The following is a 21,560-nucleotide window of genomic DNA, read 5'->3' as shown; positions in this document are numbered from 1 at the left end:
CTCAGATGTCGAAGTCGATGGCCGCGCGCGAGGTGCGGATCGTGCCGATGTACTCCGCGACCTCGACGTGTGCCGGGTGGGTCACGTAGCCCCGCAGCAACTCCTCATCCTCGAAGTCGGCCACCAGCGTGAAGTCGAAGTTGCCGGGTACGTCGATGGCGTTGGCGTAGACGTTCATGACGCGCAGTCCCGGGACGACGCCCACGAGCCCCTCCAGCCGGGTGGCCGCCTCGAGGATCTGCTGGTTCTTCTCGTCCTGGGTCTGTCCGTCGACCGTGAACATGACGATGTGGCGGATCATGCGCTCTCCTTCGCCGCGCCTACCAGCGCGTTCCTCAGGCGGTCGGGGGCGACACGCCAGTGTCCGTGCAGCTTGCCGTCGATGAGCACCACGGGGATCTTCTCCCACCACTGCGCGTAGAGCGCATCGTCGTCGAGGATCGACACCTCGGTGACCTCGACGGCATCGGCCACGTCGTCGGGCAGGTCCGCAAGGGTCTGCTCCACGATCTCGCGGGCGACGTCGCAGAGGTGGCAGTCGGGCTTGGTGAGGATCGTGAGGTCGGTCATGACATGCTCACCGCTCGAGGGGATAGCCCGCCGCGCGCCAGGCGCTCGTGCCGCCGGCGACGTTCGTGACCGGGTACCCGCGCGGCTCCAGCGCCGCACAGGCGCGTCCGGAGCGTCCGCCGACCTCGCAGATGAGGGCGAACGGCTCGGCGGGCAGCTCGTGCAGCCGTTCCCCGAGCTCGGAGAGCGGGATGTTCACCGCGCCGGGCACGTGCCCGGCGGCGAACTCATCGGCCTCCCGCACGTCGATGAGCGGCTGCTCCCCCGCGGCCGCATGAAGCTCCTGGACCGAGATCTCGTTCATGTGTCCATCCTCTCAGGTTCGCGGCCGTGCGGATCGGGAGGACGCGGAAACCAGAAACGCCGGCCCGTCGAGACGGGACCGGCGCTTTTGGACGTGCCGCTTACTTCTTGTTGCGGCGCTGGTGGCGAGTCTTGCGAAGCAGCTTGCGGTGCTTCTTCTTCGCCATGCGCTTGCGGCGCTTCTTGATGACAGAACCCACGGAAACCTCGCTAAGTCAAGGGTTGGATGCACGGCACCAGCTGGTGCCGGAGCCCGAAAAGGTCGCGGCAGGAAAAGTGCCTCAGAGCATCCTAACGCATGAGCCGCGCAACGCTTTCGGGAGGCACCCAGCGGAGCCGTCAGCCGGCGTCGGCCACGCGCTCCTCGGCGACGAACGGCTGCTGCAGCGCCGCGGTCACCGCCGTCTCCGGCACGCGGTAGCTGCGGCCGAAACGCACGGCCGGGAGCTCGCCCGAGTGCACGAGACGGTAGACCGTCATCTTCGACACACGCATGATGTCGGCGACTTCGGCCACCGTCAGAAAGCGCACATCCGGCAGCTCAGCCATCCCTGGAATCCCCTCCCGGTCCTTCGATCCCCTCACTTTAGGGGTTGCGAGGGATGCGTGTAAACCTGTGTGGTTCGTGTGGTCTCAGCGGGTCGCGCGAGAGCGACGTTCCCGCGCTTCCGCGAGCGCCTGACGCTGCGCCTTGCGCGCCTGCCGCAGCGCTTTCTCGGCCTGCAGCACCGCCTTCTGCGCGTCGGCGGCGGCCTTGGCGGCGGCGCGGTAGCGCTTGTCCTCGGCCACGTCGAGATCGTCGGCCGGTGCGGACGCATCGTCGAGTCGAGACGGCTCCCCGCGGTCGAGGCGGGCGATGTACGCCTCGATGCCGTCGAGCGTGCGCTCGAAGGACCAGCGGAACGGGTCGTACGGCGAGACGAAGACGCCCGCCTCGACGATCGAGCGCAGGTGGGGGTACGCCTCGGCCGTGATGACGGCGTCGTAGAAGGCCTGCTCTCGCGCCGCGACCTCCTCGTCGCTCCTGCCCGACTCGCGAGCCGTCTGCGCGTAGCCGGCGAAGACGATGCCGTTCCAGCGCGCCTGGCCCGTCACCGCCAGCACGGCCGCCATGCGCTCCTCCGCTCCGAGCGGCGTCTCGGCCAGGGCCGCCAGACCGGCCTCGATCCACGCGGAGCTGTTGGGAGTGACCGGCGAGCCCGTGATCGGGATGGACAGCAACCAGGGATGCCGCACATAGACGGCCAGCTGCTCGCGGAAGAGCACCAGCAGCTTCTGACGCCAGCCCTCCGCCTCGCGAGAGGCCTCACTGGGAAGCCCGGTCGCCTCCTCCTGCATGAGCAGGAGCAGATCGTCCTTGGCGCTCACGTAGCGATACAGCGACATCGGCGTGAAGCCGAGCCGCTTCGCGACCGCCGCCATCGAGACGGCCCCGAGGCCCTCGGCATCCGCGATCTCGACGGCCGCCTCCACGATCGATTCGACGCTCATCTCGCGCTTCGGGCCGCGTTGCGGCGAGGCGGCGACCCCCCAGGCGAGCGCGACCCCCCGCGGCAGTTCGACCGGCTCCGGCTCATCCATGCGCCCAGTCTAGGTCTTGTTTACGGCGTAAACAGTATGTTACCGTCATAAACAGTTTCGTTCGTACACAGTAGCCACACAGAGAAGGAGTGACGATGCCCACCGCCATCGACGTCCGGGGTCTTCGCAAGACCTACGGATCACGAGCCGTCCTCGACGGCGTCGACCTGAGCGTCGGCGACGGAGAGATCTTCGCCCTGCTGGGACCGAACGGTGCCGGCAAGACGACCACCATCCAGATCCTCACGACGCTCACGCGACCGGACGGGGGCAGCGTTCACGTCGCCGGCCACGACGTCCTGCGCTCCCCCCTGGCGGTCAAGCAGAGGATCGCGCTGACCGGGCAGTCGGCCGCCGTCGACGAGAGCCTCGGGGCCCACGAGAACCTCGTCATGTTCGGGCGCCTCTCCGGGCTGTCGCGCCCGGCCGCGCAGGAGCGGGCGGAGCAACTCTTGCGCCGCTTCGGCCTCGCCGACGCCGCACGACGCCGCGTCGCGACCTTCTCCGGCGGGATGCGTCGGCGCCTGGACCTGGCGCTCAGCTTCGTCGCGCGGCCGCAGGTGCTGTTTCTCGATGAGCCCACGACCGGACTCGACACCCGCAGCCGCCGCGAGCTGTGGGACGTCATCCGCTCGCTCGCGGGCGCGGGAACCACGGTGTTTCTCACGACGCAGTACCTCGAGGAGGCCGACGAGCTCGCCGACCGGGTGGCCGTGCTCCACGAGGGGCGGATCGTCGCCCTCGGCACCGCCGAGCAGCTGAAGGCGCGTGTGGGCGACGAGAGGCTCGAGCTGCGCGATGCCGACGGCACGGTGCGCCGCGCGGTCCCCACGGACGGCACGCTCGCCGGCCTGCGTGCGGCGGTCGATGCGCTGACCGCGGGCGGCGAAAGCGGCTCGGTCTCGCTGCGCCGACCGACCCTCGACGATGTGTTCCTGGCGCTGACCGACCGGCCAACCCCCGGGAGCGACCGCTCCCCCGCCCCCAAGGAGTACGCATGAGCACCACCGTCGCCGTCCGCCCGCCCCTGCGGGGCCTCACCGCCGAGTCCGTCTTCATCGGCCGGAGCCTTCGCCACTCGCTGCGTGACGTGGAGTCGCTGCTCATGTCGGTGCTGCTGCCCGTCCTCCTCATGCTGATGTTCACGTACGTGTTCGGAGGCGCGATCGATCGCACGGGCGACTACGTCAACTACATCGTCCCGGGCGCGATCCTCACCTGTGCCGGGTTCGGCGCCGCGACCACCGCCACGTTCGTCGCCAACGACATGCAGGGCGGGATCATCGACCGGTTCCGCACCATGCCGATCCGCGCGGGCGCCGTCCTCACCGGGCACGTCGTGGCGAGCCTGGCGCGCAACCTCGTCGCCACCGCCGTCGTGATCGGCGTTGCCCTCCTCATCGGCTTCCGCCCCGAGGGGGGCGTGGGCGGATGGATCGCGGCGGTCGGCATCGTGGCACTGTGGATCCTCGCCATCACCTACCTGTTCGCGGCGATCGGGCTCGCCGCGGGATCGGCGGAGGCGGCCACCGGCTACGGCTTCATCCTGCTGTTCCTGCCGTACATCTCGAGCGCCTTCGTGCCCATCGAGACGATGCCCGAATGGCTGCAGGCGGTGGCACTGTGGTCGCCGGTCACCCCGGTGATCGAATCCCTGCGCGGGCTCCTCATGGGGACCGAGGTCGGGCTTCATCCGCTGTGGGCCGCGGCGTGGTGCCTCAGCATCCTCGCGGCGGCCGCCGCGTGGGGTTCGTGGCTCTTCACCCGCCGCGGCGGACGGCGCTGAACCCGCCGCGACGTGGCGCCGGGAGCGCGGGTGGCCTCAGAGCCACCCGCGCTCCTGCGCGACGCGCGCGGCGGCCACGCGCCCGGAGGCCCCGGTCTTCGCGATCGCCGCGCTGAGGTAATTGCGCACCGTGCCCGGTGAAAGGTGCACGCGCGCCGCGATCGTTGCGACCGGCTGGCCGTCGAGGCAGTGCCGCAGCACCTCGCGCTCCCGATCGGTGAGCGGATTCGCGCCGCCGATGAGCGACTGCGTCGCGAGCGCCGGGTCGACGATCCGTTCCCCCGCCCGCACCCGCCGCACGATGTCGGCGAGCTCGTGCGCGGGCGTGTCCTTGACGACGAACGCCCAGGCCCCCGCATCGAGCGCGCGGCGCACGTAACCGGGGCGTCCGAACGTCGTCACGATCACCGAGCGCACCCACGGCAGCGCCTCGCGCAGCGCCGCGGTGGCCTCGATGCCGTCCGCGCCCGGCATCTCGATGTCGAGCAGGCAGATGTCGGCCGCAGACTCCCGCGCCGCAGCCACGACGCCGTCGCCGCGGTCGACCTCGGCCACGACCTCCAGGTCGGCCTCGAGGCTCAGCAGGGCGGCCAGGGCCCCCCGGACGAGAGCCTGGTCGTCGGCGAGCAGCAGCCGGATCACCAGCGCACCTCGATCCGCGTCCCGTCCGCCCCGGCCCTCGCGGCGGCGGATGCCCCGAGCTCGCGCGCCGGTCCGACCGTCAGCGTCGCGCCCGCGGCCTCCGCGCGCTCGCGGATGCCCCGCAGGCCCGTTGCGGCGACCTCGGCGGGCGTGCCGATGCCGTCGTCCTCCACGACGATCCCGCGCGGTGCCAATCGCACCGCGCAGCGCTCCGCGCGCGAGTGCCGCACGACGTTCGTGACGGCCTCCCGCAGCGTCCAGGCCACCACGATCCGGTGAGGCGGGTCGACCGTGTCGGCCTCGTCGGGCACGTCTGCGTCGATGCCCGCGTCGGCGAGCGCGGCCCTGGCCGCCTGCAGCTCATCGCCAAGCCGGGCGACGCGTAGACCCGCCACGGTGGCACGCAGCTCCGCGAGCGCCTCGCGCGTCAGACTGCGGATCTGCGCCAGCTCGGCCTTCGCCGCGACCGGGTCGCCGTCGATCAGGCGCTCGGCCAGCTCGGCCTTCACCGTCACGACGGTGAGGCTGTGGCCGAGCACGTCGTGCACGTCGCGAGCGACGCGCTCGCGCTCCTCGACGATCGCGAGTTGCCGGGCGAGCTCGTTGTGATCGTCCTGCGCACCGTCGATGGCGCGCACGAGCCCGCACGCGATCAGCACGAACGCGGTGGGCAGCAGCACCACCCACTGATGCTCCAGACCGCCGGACAGCACGAGCGCGGTCGCCAGCGCCACCGCGATCGCGGACGACATCGCGTACGACGCCGCACGCGGGCCCGAGAACATCGCGAGAGCGATGAGGAACGGTCCCGCCCCGAGCGCGCCCGGCCCCACGAGCACCGCCGCCGCGATCATGAGCGCGGCCATCACGGCGAGCGCGGGCAGCCCGCGGCGGGCCGCCTGCTCCCAGGACGCGGATCGGGTCAGCCACACGAACGTCGCGACGTACAGGACCGCGAAGGCGACGAGCAGGGCCACCGCGGTGACCTTCGCGACCGGCGCCGCATCCGATTCCAGCGCCGCCGCAAGGGGGAAGAACATGCAGACGATCCAGATGACGCCGAGCGCCCACGAGAACCGCGTCCACGGTCCGACATCCGGCCTCGTCACGTCCGCCATGCCTCCCATGCTCCCAGGACCGGGCCGGGGGTCCCGCATTCCCTCGGGCATGCGGGACCCCTCGGTGCGAATGTGCTCACTGCCGCGCCCGGCCGCGACGCGCGACGAGCAGCGTCGCCGCGATGAAGACCACCGCCCACAGGCCGAGATTGAGGGTGGGCACCCACAGCGGCTCGAGGACCGACTCGTCCTCGGGGCTCTGCCGCACCGTCCACCCGTCGGTGAGCGGGTACCGGGCGAGGGCCACGTATCCGTACAGCGGCGTGAAGCGCGCGATGTCGAGCAGCAGACCGGTCAAGGGGAAGTAGAGGTTGCCGAGGAAGGCGAAGATCACCAGCGACCCGCTGGCGGCGCTCACCGCGGCCTCGCTGCGGAACAGCAGCCCCGACAGCAGCCCGAAGAACGAGAACACCGCCGAGCCGAGCAGCACGACGAGCCCGCTGATCAGCCACACCTGCGGCTCCGCCTCGGCTCCGGTCACCGCGCCGAGCGCGTAGATCAGCCCCACGGGCACGATCGCGACGACGAACCCGACGGCGGCGCGGGTGACGACGCGCTGGGCGTCGCTCATGGGGGTGAGGCCCAGCTGCCGCCCCCAGCCCTGCATCTGCTCCACGGCGGCCATGCCGCCGACGCCCACGGTGGCGGTCACGGCGCCGTAGGCGGCCATGCCGATCATCACGTAGAAGGCCACGTTGCCGTTGCCGACGCTGTTGTCACCGTACGACTGGTTGGCTCCGAAGATGAGGTACAGCACCGCAGGCAGGATCGCCACGAAGAACATCGTCGTGACGTCGCGCACGATGCGCTTCAGCTCGATGGCGAAAAAGGTGGGGTTCATCGCACGGCTCCCATCGGGGCGGGAGTGTTCCCGGGGCGGTGGGCGCCGGTGAGCGCCTGAAACGCGTCGTCGAGGCTGCCGGCGGCGATCTCGAGGTCGTGCGCCCCGAGCTCGTTGAGGAGCAGGCGTGCGATCGCGTCGGAATCGGCCGTGCGCGCGAGCAGCCGCCCGGCGTCGGCCTCGACGTCGGCGCCCGCCTCGCGCAGGCGCGCCACGGCGGCGTCCTGTGCCGCCGGGTCGACGTATGCGGTGACGCGGCGTCCCGTCCCCGTGGCGCGGATCTCGGCGGTCGTGCCGTCGGCGATCACCCGCCCGCCGGCCATCATCACGATCCGCTGTGCGAAGGCGTCCGCCTCCTCGAGGTAGTGGGTGGCGAAGATGACGGTGCGCCCGGCGCGTGCGTCCTCGCGCATGGTGCCCCAGAACTCGTGGCGGGCCGACACATCCATGCCGGCTGTCGGCTCGTCCAGGATCAGCAGATCCGGATCGGGCAGCAGGGCCAGCGCGAAACGCAGGCGCTGCTGCTCGCCGCCCGAGCACTTCGACACGCGCCGGCCGGCGATGCGGCCCAGCCCCGCACGCTCGATCGCCTCGTCGACGGAGAGCGGCGCCGCGAACGTCGAGGCGATGAGGGTGATCGTCTCGCGCACCGTGAGGTCGCGCAGCAGGCCGCCCGACTGCAGCACGGCGGAGACGCGACCCGCGCGCACGGCGGCGCGCGGCGCCTGCCCGAAGACCGCCACGTCGCCGTCGGTGGGCCGGGTGAGCCCGAGCACCATGTCGAGGGTGGTCGTCTTGCCCGCCCCGTTCGGGCCCAGCAGGGCGACGATCTCGCCCTGGCGGATGTCGAGGTCGATCCCGTCGACGGCGCGGAAGACGCCGCCGGAACGGAACTCCTTCACGACGCGGCGCAGCGCGACCGCGGGAGGTGTCTGTGTATCCATGCCTCCACGTTCGCGCCCGCGCGCCCACCCCCGCGATCGGTGCGCGTCACGTTCTGCGCGTGACATCTGTCATCACACCGGCGCCCCGCCTCCGTGCCATCGAGGCGAGCGTGCGAGCGTTACGCGAGCGAGCCGAAGAGCCCGCGGGACCTCAGGCGCCGAGGCGCTTCAGGGCGGACTGGACGACGTTCTTGGCCGAGGCCGCTGCGCGCCCCACCGCCTCGGCCGCGCGCGCGGCGGGCTCGGGCAGGCTCGGCGCCGACAGCGACGCGACCTCGTCGGCCAGGTCTGCCTCATCGACGAAGAACGGCACGAGCCAGTCGTCGACCTCTTCGAGCGGCGCGGACGACAGGCTGTAGTAGCGGTGCTGCCCCTCCTCGCGGACCGACACCAGCTCGGCCTCGCGCAGCACCTTCAGGTGCTTCGACACGGTCGGCTGACTCACGCCGAGCGCGGCGACGATCTGAGACACGCTCGTGCCGCCGTTCCCCTCCGACGAGCGGCGCAGCAGCAGCTGCAGGATGTCGCGCCTGGTGCCGTCCGCGATCACGTCGAAGATGTCCGCCATGTGGTCGAGGGTAGCGGCAGCGCGGCGGGAGTACCATGAGGACGTTCTCGCTCGGAGGGGGATCGAATGTCGCAGGGCGCCTTCAGCGCGCGCGTCGATGCCCTTGGCGGCATAAAGCGCCAGTGGCGCCGATTCGGGCACTTCTTCCGCGAGTTCACGACGTCGTCGCCGGCACGGTTCGCGATCCTCGTCTTCCTGCTCCTCGTCACGCTGTGGACGACCCTGCTGGCGCTGCCGATCTCGTCGGCGGGACGCGAGGCGACACCCTTCGCCGACGCGCTGTTCACGGCCGTTTCGACCATCTGCGTCACCGGTCTGACCACGGTCGACATGGCGACGCACTGGTCCGCGTTCGGCAATGCCGTGATCTACATCGGCGTGAACATCGGCGGCATGGGCGCTCTGACGCTGGCGTCGATGCTGGGCCTGGTGATCTCGCGCCGCCTCGGGCTGCGCGCCAAGCTGATCGTCGCGGGCGACACCAACCCGCTGCGCGCGCACGGCGGAGCCGTGAGCGAGAGCCAGGCGGTGCGGCTCGGCGAGGTCGGCCAGCTGCTGCGCACCGTCGCCCTCTCGACGCTCGTGATCGAGGCCGGCGCCGCGATCCTGCTGTTCACGCCCATCATGTCGGCGGGCTACACCTGGCGGGAGGCGCTCTGGTACGCGCCGTACTACGCGGCGATGGCGTTCACGAACACCGGCTTCACGCCGAACCCCGGCGGGATCGCGGTGTTCGCCCACGACTACTTCTTCCTCACCGTGATCATGGCGGCGGTGTTCCTCGGCAGCATCGGCTTCCCCGTCATCTACGCGCTCTCGAAGCAGCTGCGGCAGCCGCGCCGATGGGCGCTCCACGTCAAGCTGACCCTCGTCACCACCGTCATCCTGTTCTTCGCCGGCGCGGCGGCATTCCTCGCGCTGGAGTACGAGAACCCCGGCACCTACGGGTCGATGAACGCGTGGGACACGGTCTTCCAGTCGTTCTTCATGTCGGCGATGACGCGATCCGGCGGCTTCGCGGTGGTCGACATCGGCGAGCTCTACGGATCGAGCATGGTGGTCGGCTCGATGCTGATGTTCGTCGGCGGCGGCTCGGCGTCGACCGCGGGCGGCATCAAGGTCACCACGCTCGCCGTGCTGGCCCTCAGCGTCTGGTCGGAGGCCAAGGGCCGCCGCAGCGTCGAGGCGTTCGGGCGGCGCATTCCGAGCGATGTGCAACGCGTGGCCGTCGCGGTGCTCGCGTGGGGGGCCACGATCGTCGCGCTGTCGACGATCATCATCGCGCAGATCACGCACGCCCCCATCGCCGAGGTGCTGTTCGACGTCATCTCGGGCTTCGCGACCGTCGGCCTGTCGACCGGGCTCACCGAGACGCTGCCCGACCCGGCGCTGTACGTGCTCGCGACGACGATCTTCATGGGCCGCGTTGGTACAGTCACTCTTGCCGCGGCGGTCGCGGCGACATCCCGCTCTCAGCTCTACTCTCTCCCCGTGGAAAGGCCGATCGTTGGTTGAGCAGATCCGCAACGACGCACCCGTGCTCGTGATCGGCCTCGGCCGCTTCGGCGCGGCCTGCGCCGGCGAGCTCGACCGGCTCAACCGCGACGTGCTGGCGATCGACGAGAACCTCGAGCTCGTGCAGAAGTGGTCCGAGCGGGTCACGCACGCCGTGCAGGCCGATGCCCGCAGCATCGACGCGCTCAAGCAGATCGGCGCCGCAGACTTCCAGGTGGCGGTCGTGGCGGTCGGCTCTTCGATCGAGGCGTCGGTGCTCATCACCGCCAACCTCGTCGACCTCAAGGTGCCGCAGATCTGGGCGAAGGCGGTCTCGCAGTCGCACGGCAAGATCCTGGCCCGCGTCGGCGCCAACCACGTCATCTATCCGGAGCGGGAGGCCGGTGAACGCGTCGCCCACCTCGTGGGCGGGCGGATGCTCGACTTCATCCGCTTCGACGACGACTTCGTGCTCACCAAGATGTACCCGCCGCGGTTCATCCGGGGAATCGGCCTGAACGAGTCGGGCGTTCGCACCAAGTACAACGTCACGGTGGTGGGCGTGAAGAGCCCCGGCAAGCCGTTCCGCTATGCCGAGGCGAACACCGTGGTGACCAACCACGATCTCATCATCGTCTCGGGCACGAGCGAGGACGTCGAGCGCTTCGCGTCCCTCGACCGCTGACCCGACCGGCGCGCGGTGCCCGGCTTTCACGCCAGCACCCCTCCGCCCGCACGGGCGCCACAGGGTACGGCCCTCGTGCCGCTCACGCAACGGGGGTTCGCGAGGCCGGGGTTCCGTCCTACCGTGGCGGCATGAGCCAGGGAACGCAGGACGGCCGGGACCGCGACGTCCCGCCCGTGGGCCGCGGGGTCCCGCCGGAAGGCGGGCGGGAACCGCTCGAGAACGACCCGGCATATCGTGCCGGCGTCGCCGACGCTCTCCGTCACGACGAGGCGGTGCGGCAGGACGCCGCGCGTCACGACGGCGAGACGCGCGTGCTGCATCAGGATGACACCCGTCGCGACGACGATCGCGACCGCCGCGATTCGCGTCACGACCGCCACGACTCGGGGGACGACCGTGGCGCGGACGACCGCGCCGACGGCGGAAGCCGCCTCGATGCGGTGCCGGGCGACCGCCGCGCGCTGCGCGAGGAGATCGTGGAGCGCGAGCGGGAGCGCTTCGGGGGATTCAAGTTCGGCTCGGCCTTCTTCGGCTGGCTCGCCGCCATGGGCACGGCCGTGCTGCTCACGGCCCTCGCTGCGGCCATCGGCGCGGGCGTGAGCTGGGGCACCGGCACCAGCGTCGGCGAGGCCGGCGAGGCGGCCACCGACAACCCCACGGGCGCGAGCATCCTCGGCGCGATCGTGCTGGCCGTGCTGCTGTTCGTGTCGTATTTCGCCGGCGGGTACGTCGCCGGTCGAATGGCACGCTTCAACGGCGCCAAGCAGGGACTCGCGGTGTGGCTGTGGGCCATCGTCGTCGCGGTCGTCGTTGCCGTGGTCACCGCGATCGCCGGCAGCCAGTGGGACATCCTCGCGATGTTCAACGGCTTCCCGCGCATCCCCGTGACTCCGGAGACGGCGACGACCACCGGCATTCTCACCGCCGTGGGCGCCGCGATCGTGACGCTCGTCGGCGCCGTGCTCGGCGGAATGACCGGGATGCGATACCACCGCAAGGTCGACCGCGTCGGCCTGGGCGGCTGAAAGACCGACACCGGCGGCGCGCGACGCCGCCTCTGAGAGGAAGGAGCGCCCTATGGGCATCGGAGACGACATGAAGCACAAGGCCGAGGAGCTGGGAGGCAAGGCCAAGGAGGGCACCGGAAAGGCGACCGACAACGAGTCGCTGGAGGCCGAGGGCCAGGGTGACCAGGTCAAGGCCAAGGCCAAGAAGCTCGGAGACGACGTGAAGGACGCCTTCACCGACCGGTGAGTCGGTCCTCACGCGACAGCATCGCGGCGGCCCGCGCGCATCATCGCGCGCGGGCCGCCGTTTGCCTACGATGGGGTCATGAGCGACACGCTGCCCTCGATCGCGTTCATCGGTGCCGGATCGATGGGAGGAGCGATCGTGCGGGGTCTCGTCGCCGGCGGGATCGGCGTGGACGGCGGCATCGTGGTCACGAATCGCACGGCCGCCCGCGCCGCCTCGCTGACCGGCCTCGACGGCGTGACGAGCGTCGCGTTGGAGGACCAGCCGAACGCCAATGCCGAGGCGGTCGCTGCGGCTCGCGTGGTCGTGCTGGGCGTCAAGCCCCAGCTCATGCCCGAGCTGCTGCTCGAGCTCGCGCCCCACGTGCGCGATGACGCGATCGTCGTGACGCTCGCGGCCGGAGTGCCGCTCTCGGCCTACGAGGTGAGGCTCCCCGGCACGTCCGTGGTCCGCGCCATGCCGAACACGCCGTCCACGGTCGGCCGCGGCGTCACGGGCATCGCGGCCGGAACGCACGCCACCGCCGACGATGTCGCGATCGTGCGGCGCCTGTTCGAGACCGTCGGCGAGGTGATCGAGGTGGACGGCGACGACGGCATCGACGCGATCTCCACGATCTCGGGATCGGGGCCCGCGTACGTCTACCTCTTCATCGAAAAGCTCGCCGAGGCGGCGCGGCACAGGGGCTTCTCCGACGAGGACGCTCTTCTTCTCGCCGCACGCACCTTCTCGGGCGCGACGGCGCTGCTCGATGCCGAGGGCGAGCCGCCCGCCGAGCTGCGGCGCCGGGTGACGAGCCCCCGGGGGACCACGGAGCGGGCGATCGCCGTGCTCGAAGACGCCGGCATCGGTCAGGTGCTGCGCGACGCGACCGACGCGGCCTTCGCGCGGGCCAAGGAGCTGGCAGGCACGATCGCCGCGCCCCCGACGGAGGCGATCATCCTCAAGTCCTCGGACTGATCCGGCGGCGCCGCGTCAGCCGGCGGTCGTCGCGCTCAGCTGGTCGAGGATCCACCCGATCCAGAACGACGCGCACGCCGCTCCGAGGATGCCGAGCCCGAGCCCCCACCACGCCTGCCCCCGACGCTCGTCACTGCGTCGCAGCGCGAGGATCGCGAGCAGCGCGCCCGCCACCGACACGGGCATGCCCCAGGGCACGAACCATGACAGCACCAGCCCGATCACCGATGCCGTGAGCGACACCCCCGCCAGCGGCCGCCGCGGTCGGTGCGGCCGGGCGCGACGCGCCGGCGTGCGCGCCGAGGGCGCGTCGTGCGCGAGGCTCTCGATGAGCTCGACCGGGTCGGTCGCGGCCCGTTCCAGCACGTCTCTCGGGCGCTCCCCCGCGTCGCGACGGCGCAACGGCTCGCTCATGGCGCGTCGCCTCCGGCGGACGCCGTGCGGTGAGCCTGGGCCACCGCGCCCGGCCCGGACTCGGCGACCTGGATCTCGGTGACGGGCAGCGTCGAGTCGGCTCCGAAGGCCAGCGTGGACGGTTGGCGCCCAGAGGCGATGAGCTCGGCCGCAAGGCCCGCGATCATCGCGCCGTTGTCGGTGCACAGGCTCAACGGCGGGATGCGCACGGTCACCCCTTGGGCCGCCGCCCTCGCCAGCGCGACGTCGCGCAGACGCCGGTTTGCGATGACGCCTCCGCCGAGCAGCAGCCGCGGCACACCGTGCGCGGCGCACGCATCCAGCGCCTTCGTCACCAGGACGTCGACGACGGCCTCCCGGAAGCTCGCGGCCACGTCGGCGAGCGGGATCTGCTCGCCCGCGGCCTCGCGCTGCTCGATCCAGCGTGCCACCGCCGTCTTCAGACCCGAGAACGAGAAGTCCCAGCGATGCCGGTCCCGATCGCTGGCGCGCGAGAGGCCCCGGGGGAAGCGGACCGCGTCGGGGTCGCCGCCCTCGGCGGCCCGATCGATCTGCGGGCCCCCGGGGTACGGCAGGCCCAGGATGCGCGCGACCTTGTCGAACGCCTCTCCCGCCGCGTCGTCCACCGTCTCGCCCAGCAGCTCCACATCGGTGGTGAGGTCACGCACCAGCAGCAACGACGTGTGCCCCCCGCTGACGAGCAGCGCCACGGTCGGATACTCCAGGGGCTCCGTGCCCTCGGTCAGGATGTCGGCCGCGATGTGGCCGACGAGGTGGTTGACCGCGTAGAGGGGCTTGTCGAGCGACACCGCCAGCGCCTTCGCCGCGCCGACGCCGACCATGAGCGCCCCGGCCAGGCCGGGCCCGCTCGTCACTGCGACGGCGTCCAGATCGCTCAGGCGGATGCCCGCCTCGGTCACGGCCCGCTCGATCGCGGGCTGCAACGCCTCCAGGTGCGCGCGGGCGGCCACCTCGGGCACGACGCCGCCGTAGCGGGCGTGCTCGTCCATGCTGCTGGCGATCGTGTTGCTCAGCAGGGTGCGGCCGCGGACGATGCCGATCCCGGTCTCGTCGCAGCTCGTCTCGATCCCCAGGACGAGCGGCTCCGTACGGTTCACGTGCATGCCCCTGCCTCCCGCGCGTCCGCGGTGCGAGCGGCGTCCCATGCCCGCACGTCGAGCCTCATGATGATCGCATCCACCCCGTCCGGCTGGTAGTAGCGCGGGCGCACGCCGATCTCCGAGAATCCCTCGGACGCGTACAGGCCCTGCGCCACCGGATTGTCGGCACGCACCTCGAGGAACAGCTCGCGAACCCGTCGGCGTGCGGCCTCCTCGATGAGGTGGCGCAGCAGCGCACGCCCCTGCCCCCGCCCGCGCGCCGACGCGTCGAGTGCGATGGTCTGAATGTCGCCGTCGGCGGCGTGGGGCAGCGCGCGCAGACCGGCGTAGCCCACGACCCGCTCCGCCTGTTCGACGACGACGTAGAAGCCGTATGGACCCGTCAGCTCGTCGGCCATCATCGCCTCGCTCCACGCGTCGGTCGGGAACGAGGCCCGCTCGATCGACATGATGGCGTCGAGGTCGGCCGGCACGGCGGGGCGGATACGGGCGCCGGGGGTCACGCGCTCACCCGCTTCGGGCTGTGGCTCGCCACGACGTCGGGCGAGCGGAGATACAGCGGCTCGGCGACGTCCGGCTCGAGCCCCGCCGCCATCCGCCGCGCGGCGATGCGGCCGACGCGCGCGGCGTCGATCGCGCCCACGTGCACGATCTCGGCTCCCGGGAAGCGCGCCGCGAGGTCCTCCGCCTGCGGCAGCAGCTCGGGGCCGGACGTGCGGCGGGGCACATCCGCCGCACCGACCCCCTCGTACACCGAGACCGCGTTCTCGCGCCGCCGGGCGTCGGTGACGACGGCGAAGCGCTCGGGCCCGCCGTCCTCGATGCGCGTGAGGGCGGCCGCGTCGTGGCTCACGACGGGAAGCAGCGGGATGCCGCGGCCGATGGCGAAGGCACGCGCGGCGGCGATGCCGATCCGCAGCCCCGTGAAGGGGCCGGGCCCCATACCGGCCGCGACGTGGGTGATCGCGTCCGGGGCGACACGCGCATCGGCGAGAGCGCGCGCAAGCAGGTCGCCGATCACCTCGGCGTGGCCGCGCGGGCTCTCGCTCTCGAGGCGGGCGTGCACCGACCCGTCCGCACCGATCACGGCGACGGTCGAGCCGATCGAGGTGTCGACGGCCAGGATCATCCTTCCAGCGTAATCGCGCTGCCTGATCCGGCGCCGTGGGCGGTGGTCGGGCCGGGCCCCGTCGGATCAGGGACGACGCGTGATGGTGACGACGCGAGGGGCGTCGGCGTCGAGGTCCTCGGCCGAGCGCGACAGGTCACCACACATGGTGTCGGCGCCGCGGCCGCCCACCGGCCGCGCGATCTCGATGTCCCACCATGACTCGCGCAGCCCCTCGACCTTTCCGCGGCCCCATTCGACGATCACCACGGAGGCGTCGGCATCGATGTCCAGGTCGTCCAGCTCCATGGCGTCGCCCAGCCGGTACGCGTCCGCGTGCACGAGCGGCGCACCGCCGACGAGGGACGGATGCGTGCGCGCGATCACGAACGTCGGGCTCTGGATCGGCCCGCGCACGCCGAGACCGGCCGCGATGCCGCGCGTGAGCGTGGTCTTCCCCGCCCCGAGCGGTCCCGTCAGGACGAGCAGATCGCCGGCGACGAGCCTCTCGCCGATGCGGCGCCCCAGCTCCTCCATCTCCGCCGCCGATGCCACGTCGTGCCGCCCCGTCAGCGCATCCGGGATCACGATGCCTCCGTGCGCGTCACGCGGCCGCCGATTCGCGTGACGATCTCGTAGTTGATCGTGCCGGCGGCGGCGGCCCACTCGTCGGCGGAGGGCGCACCGGAGGCCGGGTCGCCGAACAGCACGGCTTCGTCGCCCACCTCGACGGCGACGTCGCCCACGTCGACGACGAACTGGTCCATCGCGATCGTGCCGGCAACGCGGAACCGCTGCCCGCGGATCGCGACCGGCGCCGCGTTCGACGCCTGTCGGGGGATCCCGTCCGCATAGCCGAGCGGCACGAGCGCGAAGGTCGTCTCGCGCGGTGCGCGGTAGCGGTACCCGTACGAGGCGCCGTGCCCCGCCGGCACCCGCCGCACCGCGGCGACGCGGCCGCGCAGGGTCATGGCGGGCACGAGACCGAGGTCGGCAGAGGTGCGATCCTCAAAGGGCGAGAGCCCGTAGATCCCCACGCCGATGCGCACCGCGTCGAGTCGGGTCTCGGGGAGGTCGATCGCGGCGGCCGTGGCAGCGAGATGCGCGATGTCGGGGCGCACCCCATGCTGCGCGGCGCGTCGCAGCCCGTCCTCGAAGGCCGTCAGCTGCGCGCGGTCCTCGTCGGGCGACGTGCCGCTCAGGTGGCTGAAGAGCCCCTCCACCCGGATACGTCCCTGTCGTTCCGCGTGCGCCGCCTCGGAGAACAGCCGGTCCCATTCGGACGGCGCGGCGCCGTTGCGCCCGAGGCCCGTCTCGAGCTTCAGATGCACGGCGGCCCGCGAGGCCTCGCCCGCCGCCGCCACCTCGCGCAGCTGCGACACGCTGGAGACGCCGAGGGCGATGCCGGCGCCGACCGCGCGCCGGAAGTCGGCCCCGGGCCCGTGCAGCCAGGCGATCAGGGGAGCCGTGATGCCGGCGTCGCGCAACGCGTGCGCCTCCGCCAGGTCGGCCACGCCCAGCCGCGATGCCCCGCCGGCGAGCGCCGCTCGTGCCGCCGCGACGGCTCCGTGCCCGTACCCGTTCGCCTTCACGACGGCGATCAGCTCGCGGGCGCGGGTCAGCCGCCGCAGCGTGCGGGTGTTCGCCTCGATGGCGGCCGCGTCGATGGCCGCCTCACGCAGGGGCCCGCTCATCGACGCTCACCCCCGTCGCCGGGGCCCTCCAGCACGGCGTAGGCGACCGCGAGGCCCGCGTCGTGCGAGAGCGACAGGTGGGTGTGACTGACGCCGCGGGCCGCGAGGGTACGCGCCGTCTCGCCCGTCACGACGTATGCCGGTGCGCGGCGCTCGGCGAGCCGTGGCACCTCGATCTCGCGCCAGCTGACGCCGTCCGACCCGCCCAGCGCCTTGATGAGTGCTTCCTTCGCGGCGTAGCGCGCGGCGAGCGAGCGCAGCGGCAGCTCCCGCTCGTGGGCGCTGAACAGGCGCTCGGCCAGACGCGGCGATCCCTCGATCTGCGCCTGGAAGCGGTCGATGTCGACCACGTCCACGCCGATGCCGATGATCACGCCGCGCCCGGTTTCACTCGACCGTGACGGACTTCGCGAGGTTGCGGGGCTGATCCACGTCCAGTCCCTTGGCGTTGGCCAGGCCCATGGCGAAGATGTGCAGCGGCACGACCGCGAGGATCGGCTCGAAGATCGGCCCGGCGAGCGGGATGCGCAGCACCTCGTCGGCGAACGGCAGCGCCGCCACGTCGCCCTCCTCCGCGATCGCGATCACGCGGGCGCCACGGGCACGGATCTCCTCGATGTTCGAGACGACCTTGGCGTGCAGCGTCGCCGCTCCGCGCGGCGAGGGCACGACGACGAACACGGGCTGCCCGGGCTCGATGAGCGCGATCGGCCCGTGCTTGAGCTCGCCCGCCGCGAAGCCCTCGGCGTGGATGTACGACAGCTCCTTGAGCTTGAGCGCCCCCTCGAGGGCGATCGGGTAGCCCACGTTGCGGCCCAGGAACAGCACCGAGCGCGTGTCGGCCATCCAGTGGGCGAGCTGCTCGATGTGCTCCTGCTCGTTCTCGAGGATCCACCGGATCTTGTCCGGCAGCGCCTCCAGCTCGTGGATGCTGCGCGCGGCCTCGGCGGGCGAGACCGTGCCGCGGATGCGGCCCACGTGCAGGGCGAGGAGGTACAGCGCCGTGATCTGCGCGACGAACGCCTTCGTCGAGGCCACCGCGACCTCCGGGCCGGCGTGCGTGTAGACGACCGCGTCCGACTCCCGCGGGATCGTCGCCCCCTGGGTGTTGCAGATGGACAGCGTCTTGGCACCCAGGCGCGCGGCCTCCTTGACCGCCATGAGCGTGTCCATCGTCTCGCCCGACTGGCTGATCGAGACGACGAGGGTCTCGGGGCCGACGATCGGGTCGCGGTAGCGGAACTCGTGCGCCAGCTCCACGTCGACGGGGATGCGCGCCCACTTCTCGAGCGCGTACTTGCCCACGGTGCCCGCGTATGCGGCGGTGCCGCACGCGATCACGATGATCCGCTGGATGCCGGCGAACAGCTCGTCCATGCCGTCCAGCTCGGGGATGACGACCTGGCCGTCCTTCACGCGACCGAGGATCGTGTTGAGCACGGCCTCGGGCTCCTCGGAGACCTCCTTGGCCATGAAGCTCGGCCACCCGCCCTTCTCTGCGGCGGAGGCGTCCCACATCACCTCGAAGGGCGAGGCTTCCACCTCGTTGCCGTCGAAGTCCGTCACCGTGACCTGCTCGGGCGTGATCGCGACGATCTGGTCCTGGCCGATCGCGAGTGCGCGGCGCGTGTGCTCGACGAACGCGGCCACGTCCGAGCCGAGGAAGTTCTCGCCCTCCCCGAGGCCGATCACGAGCGGCGAGTTGCGCCGCGCCCCGACGACGAGGCCGGGACGGTCCTTGTGCATCGCCAGCAGCGTGAAGGCGCCCTCGAGGCGCGCGACCACGCTGCGGAAGGCGGCCACGAGGTCGCCGTCGTGCGCGCGGTACTCGCGCCCGAGCAGCACGGCGGCCACCTCGGTGTCCGTCTCGCTGCGGAAGCGGTGCCCCTGGGCGAGCAGCTCGGAGCGCAGCTCGGCGAAGTTCTCGATGATGCCGTTGTGGATCACCGCGAGGCGATCGTCATCGGCCAGGTGCGGGTGGGCGTTCTGGTCGGTGGGACCGCCGTGGGTTGCCCAGCGGGTGTGGCCGATGCCGGTCGTGCCCGCGGGGATGGGCGCGGCTTCGAGCTGCTCGCGCAGGCGGGCGAGCTTGCCGGCCTTCTTGGCCGCGTGCAGGGCGCCGTCGCCGTCGATCACGGCGATGCCGGCCGAGTCGTAGCCGCGGTACTCCAATCGGGCGAGGCCGGAGAGAAGGATGTCCTGGCTCTCGCGGGGCCCGACATAGCCGACGATTCCACACATGCGATCGATTCTAGGTTCGCGCGCCTGGGAAACCGGATCGGGCCCGCGGGGCGGTGCCGAGCCGGACCGCGACCGGCGCTGCCGCGGGCGGACGCGTCGCGTCGCGTCGCGTCGGCGCTCAGACCTTGCGCAGCAGCACCGACTCGACGGCGTGCTCGGCGCCCTTGCGCAGCACCAGGGTGGCGCGGTGCTTCGTCGGCAGCACGTTCTCGATGAGGTTGGGCATGTTGATGTCGTTCCAGTACCCGAGCGCCGTCTGCACCGCCTCGTCGTCGCTGAGATTCGCGAACACGTTGAAGTACGAGGCGGGGTTCGAGAAGGCGCCGGCGCGCAGCGCGAGGAACCGGTCGACGTACCAGGACGCGATGTGGTCGGTCTCGGCGTCGACGTAGATGGAGAAGTCGAACAGGTCGCTCACCGCGACGCCGTTGGGCGAGGGCGGCGGCTGCAGCACGTTGAGCCCCTCGACGATGACGACGTCGGGGCGGCGCACGGTCACCTGCGCGTCCGGGACGATGTCGTACCGCACGTGCGAGTAGAAGGGCGCGTGCACGACCTCGGCGCCGCTCTTGACGTCGGTGAGGAACTGCACGAGGGCCCGCCGGTCGTACGACTCGGGGAAGCCCTTGCGGTCCATGAGCCCGCGCCGCTCGAGCTCGGCGTTCGGGTAGAGGAAGCCGTCCGTCGTGACGAGCTCGACCCGCGGGGTGTCGGCCCACCGGCTCATGAGCTCGCGCAGCAGGCGCGCGATCGTGGACTTGCCGACCGCGACCGAGCCGGCCACGCCCACGACGAAGGGCGTCGTCTGATCCTCCTCGCCGAGGAACGTCGTCACGTCGGCGCCGATCCGACGGTGCGCCTTGGCCCAGATGCTCAGCAGACGGCTGAGGGGCAGGTAGACCTCGCGCACCTCGCTGAGGTCGAGCCGGTCGCCGATGCCCCGGATCTGCACGACCTCCTGCTCCGTGAGCGGCTGGTCCATCCCCGCCGCCAGCCTCGCCCAGTCGGCGCGCGGGATCTCCCGGTACCGGGAGTGTGGGAGGGAGTCGACTGCGGCGCTCATCCGCCTCATCGTAGCCCGCGTGCCGGCGCAGGCCCCATGGCCGCGGCTCTCCGCCCGGCGGCGAATCGCGTCGCGGCGCAGCGGATAGCGTTGCCTCATGCGTCTGGGCGTCCTCGACATCGGCTCGAACACCGTCCACCTCCTCGTCGCCGACGCCCACGCCGGCGGTCGCCCGCTGGCGACGACGAGCGAGAAGTCGGTGCTGCGGCTGATGCGGTACCTCGACGAGGACGGCGCGATCACGGCCAAGGGCGTCGAGGCCCTGCTGCGCGCCGTGCGCACCGCGAAGGAGGTCGCGGAGGCGGAGGGCGTGGCCGAACTGCTCGCGACCGCGACGTCGGCGGTGCGCGAGGCGAGGAACGGCGCGGAGGTCATCGACGCCATCGAGCAGGCCCTCGGACAGCCGCTGCTCGTCCTCGGCGGTGAGGACGAGGCGCGGCTGACCTTCCTCGCCGTGCGTCGCTGGTTCGGCTGGTCGGCCGGCCGCATCCTGCTGTTCGACATCGGCGGCGGCTCGCTTGAGATCGCCAGCGGCAGCGAGGAGCTGCCGCACGTCGCCCACTCGCTGCCCCTGGGAGCAGGCCGCATGACCGTGCGCTTCCTCCCGAAGGACCCGCCGGGCGACCGGGCGCTCGGGAAACTGCGGGAGCATGCGGCCGCGTCGCTCGCGCCGATCGCGCGCACGTATCGCCGTCTGCCGGGCCCGGACCACGTGGTGGGCTCGTCGAAGACGATCCGCTCCCTCGCCCGGCTCGCGGGCTACCGGCGCCCGGGATGGTCGGGCTCCGAGCGGTGGATGCTGCCGCGCGAATCGCTCGCGTCGTGGATTCCCGTGCTCGCGCGGATCCCGGCCGCGGCCCGCCAGGAGCTGCCCGGCATCACCGCCGACCGCACCTTCCAGATCACGGCGGGAGCGGTCGTGCTGCACGAGGCGATGACGGCGCTCGGCGTCGAGGAGCTCGAGATCAGCCCGTGGGCGCTGCGCGAGGGCGTCATGTTGCGGCGGATCGAGGACCTCGCCAACCGGCCCTGACGGCGCACGGCGCCCGACTCTCACGACTTCGAGCCCGGGCGGTTGACCCGGTCATCGATCTCCCCGGGTACCCCACCGCCCCGGGGTATCAGGCCGCCGCGATGCGGCTCTCCTCCTGGCAACGGAATGATCCGAAC

General features: G+C 71.9%; 28 protein-coding genes. 8 read left to right on the top strand and 20 right to left on the bottom strand.

Translation table 11 applies throughout. The features are described from left to right. Nucleotide 1: 1 nt before the first annotated feature. The 6 genes from N8N77_RS12125 to N8N77_RS12100 form a co-directional block, all read right to left on the bottom strand. Complete coding sequence (locus N8N77_RS12125) at nt 2-301, bottom strand: Dabb family protein (RefSeq protein ID WP_261167116.1); 300 nt, start codon at nt 299-301, stop codon at nt 2-4. Further along, nucleotides 298-570: a glutaredoxin family protein gene (locus N8N77_RS12120; protein ID WP_261167115.1), complete on the bottom strand. Its 273-nt coding sequence runs from the start codon at nt 568-570 to the stop codon at nt 298-300. The genes N8N77_RS12125 and N8N77_RS12120 overlap by 4 nt, the downstream gene beginning before the upstream one ends. Before the next feature lie 7 nt (nt 571-577). After that, nucleotides 578-874: a rhodanese-like domain-containing protein gene (locus N8N77_RS12115; protein WP_261167114.1), complete on the bottom strand. Its 297-nt coding sequence runs from the start codon at nt 872-874 to the stop codon at nt 578-580. A 100-nt stretch (nt 875-974) separates the two neighbouring features. After that, nucleotides 975-1,073, bottom strand: a complete 99-nt coding sequence (locus N8N77_RS12110; RefSeq protein WP_003792170.1) for a 30S ribosomal protein bS22 — start codon at nt 1,071-1,073, stop codon at nt 975-977. Between the two features lie 139 nt (nt 1,074-1,212). Next, nucleotides 1,213-1,422, bottom strand: a complete 210-nt coding sequence (locus N8N77_RS12105) for a helix-turn-helix domain-containing protein (protein ID WP_261167113.1) — start codon at nt 1,420-1,422, stop codon at nt 1,213-1,215. Nucleotides 1,423-1,506: 84 nt separating this feature from the next. After that, the gene (locus tag N8N77_RS12100) at nt 1,507-2,454 is read right to left on the bottom strand and encodes a TetR/AcrR family transcriptional regulator (protein ID WP_261167112.1); all 948 of its coding nucleotides are present in this window, start codon (nt 2,452-2,454) and stop codon (nt 1,507-1,509) included. A 95-nt stretch (nt 2,455-2,549) separates the two neighbouring features. Between N8N77_RS12100 and N8N77_RS12095 the strand changes: the two genes are divergently transcribed. Together N8N77_RS12095 and N8N77_RS12090 are read left to right on the top strand one after the other, a co-directional pair. Further along, nucleotides 2,550-3,455 carry an ATP-binding cassette domain-containing protein gene (locus N8N77_RS12095; protein ID WP_261167111.1) on the top strand — a complete coding sequence of 302 codons (906 nt, stop codon included), beginning with the start codon at nt 2,550-2,552 and terminating at the stop codon, nt 3,453-3,455. Beyond that, nucleotides 3,452-4,240 (top strand): ABC transporter permease, encoded by a 789-nt coding sequence (locus N8N77_RS12090; protein WP_261167110.1) that lies wholly within the window; start codon nt 3,452-3,454, stop codon nt 4,238-4,240. The genes N8N77_RS12095 and N8N77_RS12090 overlap by 4 nt, the downstream gene beginning before the upstream one ends. Nucleotides 4,241-4,276: 36 nt before the next feature. On the opposite strand, the gene N8N77_RS12085 is transcribed toward N8N77_RS12090, so the two are convergent. From N8N77_RS12085 to N8N77_RS12065, 5 genes are all read right to left on the bottom strand, one after another. Further along, complete coding sequence (locus tag N8N77_RS12085) at nt 4,277-4,882, bottom strand: DNA-binding response regulator (protein ID WP_261167109.1); 606 nt, start codon at nt 4,880-4,882, stop codon at nt 4,277-4,279. Further along, nucleotides 4,879-6,000 carry a histidine kinase gene (locus N8N77_RS12080; RefSeq protein WP_261167108.1) on the bottom strand — a complete coding sequence of 374 codons (1,122 nt, stop codon included), beginning with the start codon at nt 5,998-6,000 and terminating at the stop codon, nt 4,879-4,881. Before N8N77_RS12080 ends, N8N77_RS12085 begins: the two co-directional genes overlap by 4 nt. 76 nt (nt 6,001-6,076) lie before the next feature. Beyond that, nucleotides 6,077-6,841, bottom strand: a complete 765-nt coding sequence (locus N8N77_RS12075) for an ABC transporter permease (protein WP_261167107.1) — start codon at nt 6,839-6,841, stop codon at nt 6,077-6,079. Beyond that, a complete protein-coding gene (locus tag N8N77_RS12070) occupies nt 6,838-7,785 on the bottom strand; it encodes an ABC transporter ATP-binding protein (RefSeq protein WP_261167106.1) in 948 nt (315 codons plus the stop codon). The genes N8N77_RS12075 and N8N77_RS12070 overlap by 4 nt, the downstream gene beginning before the upstream one ends. A 151-nt stretch (nt 7,786-7,936) precedes the next feature. Further along, on the bottom strand, nt 7,937-8,353 hold the full coding sequence (locus N8N77_RS12065) for a helix-turn-helix transcriptional regulator (RefSeq protein ID WP_261167105.1): 417 nt from the start codon (nt 8,351-8,353) through the stop codon (nt 7,937-7,939). Between the two features lie 66 nt (nt 8,354-8,419). Here N8N77_RS12065 and N8N77_RS12060 point away from each other — a divergent pair, with 66 nt between their 5' ends. The 5 genes from N8N77_RS12060 (at nt 8,420) to proC (ending at nt 12,749) form a co-directional block, all read left to right on the top strand. Further along, nucleotides 8,420-9,868, top strand: coding sequence for a TrkH family potassium uptake protein (locus N8N77_RS12060; RefSeq protein ID WP_261167104.1), 1,449 nt, complete (start codon nt 8,420-8,422; stop codon nt 9,866-9,868). Further along, nucleotides 9,861-10,532 carry a TrkA family potassium uptake protein gene (locus tag N8N77_RS12055; RefSeq protein WP_261167103.1) on the top strand — a complete coding sequence of 224 codons (672 nt, stop codon included), beginning with the start codon at nt 9,861-9,863 and terminating at the stop codon, nt 10,530-10,532. Before N8N77_RS12060 ends, N8N77_RS12055 begins: the two co-directional genes overlap by 8 nt. Nucleotides 10,533-10,663: 131 nt before the next feature. After that, a complete protein-coding gene (locus N8N77_RS12050) occupies nt 10,664-11,560 on the top strand; it encodes a hypothetical protein (protein WP_261167102.1) in 897 nt (298 codons plus the stop codon). 52 nt (nt 11,561-11,612) lie between these two features. After that, a complete protein-coding gene (locus N8N77_RS12045; RefSeq protein WP_261167101.1) occupies nt 11,613-11,789 on the top strand; it encodes a CsbD family protein in 177 nt (58 codons plus the stop codon). A 78-nt stretch (nt 11,790-11,867) separates the two neighbouring features. Beyond that, nucleotides 11,868-12,749, top strand: coding sequence for a pyrroline-5-carboxylate reductase (gene proC, locus N8N77_RS12040; RefSeq protein ID WP_261167100.1), 882 nt, complete (start codon nt 11,868-11,870; stop codon nt 12,747-12,749). A 15-nt stretch (nt 12,750-12,764) separates the two neighbouring features. On the opposite strand, the gene N8N77_RS12035 is transcribed toward proC, so the two are convergent. From N8N77_RS12035 to coaA, 9 genes are all read right to left on the bottom strand, one after another. Then, a complete protein-coding gene (locus tag N8N77_RS12035; protein WP_261167099.1) occupies nt 12,765-13,163 on the bottom strand; it encodes a hypothetical protein in 399 nt (132 codons plus the stop codon). Further along, entirely contained in the window at nt 13,160-14,287 is a 1,128-nt protein-coding gene (gene tsaD, locus N8N77_RS12030) for a tRNA (adenosine(37)-N6)-threonylcarbamoyltransferase complex transferase subunit TsaD (RefSeq protein WP_261167098.1), read from the bottom strand. The genes N8N77_RS12035 and tsaD overlap by 4 nt, the downstream gene beginning before the upstream one ends. After that, on the bottom strand, nt 14,278-14,787 hold the full coding sequence (rimI, locus tag N8N77_RS12025) for a ribosomal protein S18-alanine N-acetyltransferase (protein ID WP_396652835.1): 510 nt from the start codon (nt 14,785-14,787) through the stop codon (nt 14,278-14,280). The genes tsaD and rimI overlap by 10 nt, the downstream gene beginning before the upstream one ends. After that, a complete protein-coding gene (gene tsaB / locus N8N77_RS12020) occupies nt 14,784-15,413 on the bottom strand; it encodes a tRNA (adenosine(37)-N6)-threonylcarbamoyltransferase complex dimerization subunit type 1 TsaB (protein WP_261167097.1) in 630 nt (209 codons plus the stop codon). Before tsaB ends, rimI begins: the two co-directional genes overlap by 4 nt. A 66-nt stretch (nt 15,414-15,479) precedes the next feature. Then, nucleotides 15,480-15,929, bottom strand: a complete 450-nt coding sequence (gene tsaE, locus N8N77_RS12015; RefSeq protein ID WP_261167162.1) for a tRNA (adenosine(37)-N6)-threonylcarbamoyltransferase complex ATPase subunit type 1 TsaE — start codon at nt 15,927-15,929, stop codon at nt 15,480-15,482. 47 nt (nt 15,930-15,976) lie between these two features. Continuing rightward, nucleotides 15,977-17,086, bottom strand: a complete 1,110-nt coding sequence (alr, locus tag N8N77_RS12010) for an alanine racemase (RefSeq protein ID WP_261167096.1) — start codon at nt 17,084-17,086, stop codon at nt 15,977-15,979. Further along, entirely contained in the window at nt 17,083-17,460 is a 378-nt protein-coding gene (locus N8N77_RS12005; RefSeq protein WP_261167095.1) for a holo-ACP synthase, read from the bottom strand. Before N8N77_RS12005 ends, alr begins: the two co-directional genes overlap by 4 nt. Before the next feature lie 13 nt (nt 17,461-17,473). Further along, nucleotides 17,474-19,327, bottom strand: a complete 1,854-nt coding sequence (glmS, locus tag N8N77_RS12000) for a glutamine--fructose-6-phosphate transaminase (isomerizing) (protein ID WP_261167094.1) — start codon at nt 19,325-19,327, stop codon at nt 17,474-17,476. 118 nt (nt 19,328-19,445) lie between these two features. Next, nucleotides 19,446-20,390: a type I pantothenate kinase gene (gene coaA, locus N8N77_RS11995; protein ID WP_261167093.1), complete on the bottom strand. Its 945-nt coding sequence runs from the start codon at nt 20,388-20,390 to the stop codon at nt 19,446-19,448. Between the two features lie 97 nt (nt 20,391-20,487). Between coaA and N8N77_RS11990 the strand changes: the two genes are divergently transcribed. After that, nucleotides 20,488-21,423 carry a Ppx/GppA phosphatase family protein gene (locus tag N8N77_RS11990; RefSeq protein WP_261167092.1) on the top strand — a complete coding sequence of 312 codons (936 nt, stop codon included), beginning with the start codon at nt 20,488-20,490 and terminating at the stop codon, nt 21,421-21,423. The last annotated feature ends 137 nt before the right edge of the window (nt 21,424-21,560 follow it).

The sequence above is a fragment of the Microbacterium sp. Marseille-Q6965 genome, assembly GCF_946151065.1.
GTDB lineage: Bacteria > Actinomycetota > Actinomycetes > Actinomycetales > Microbacteriaceae > Microbacterium.
This window is presented reverse-complemented; position numbering and strand designations above follow the sequence as displayed.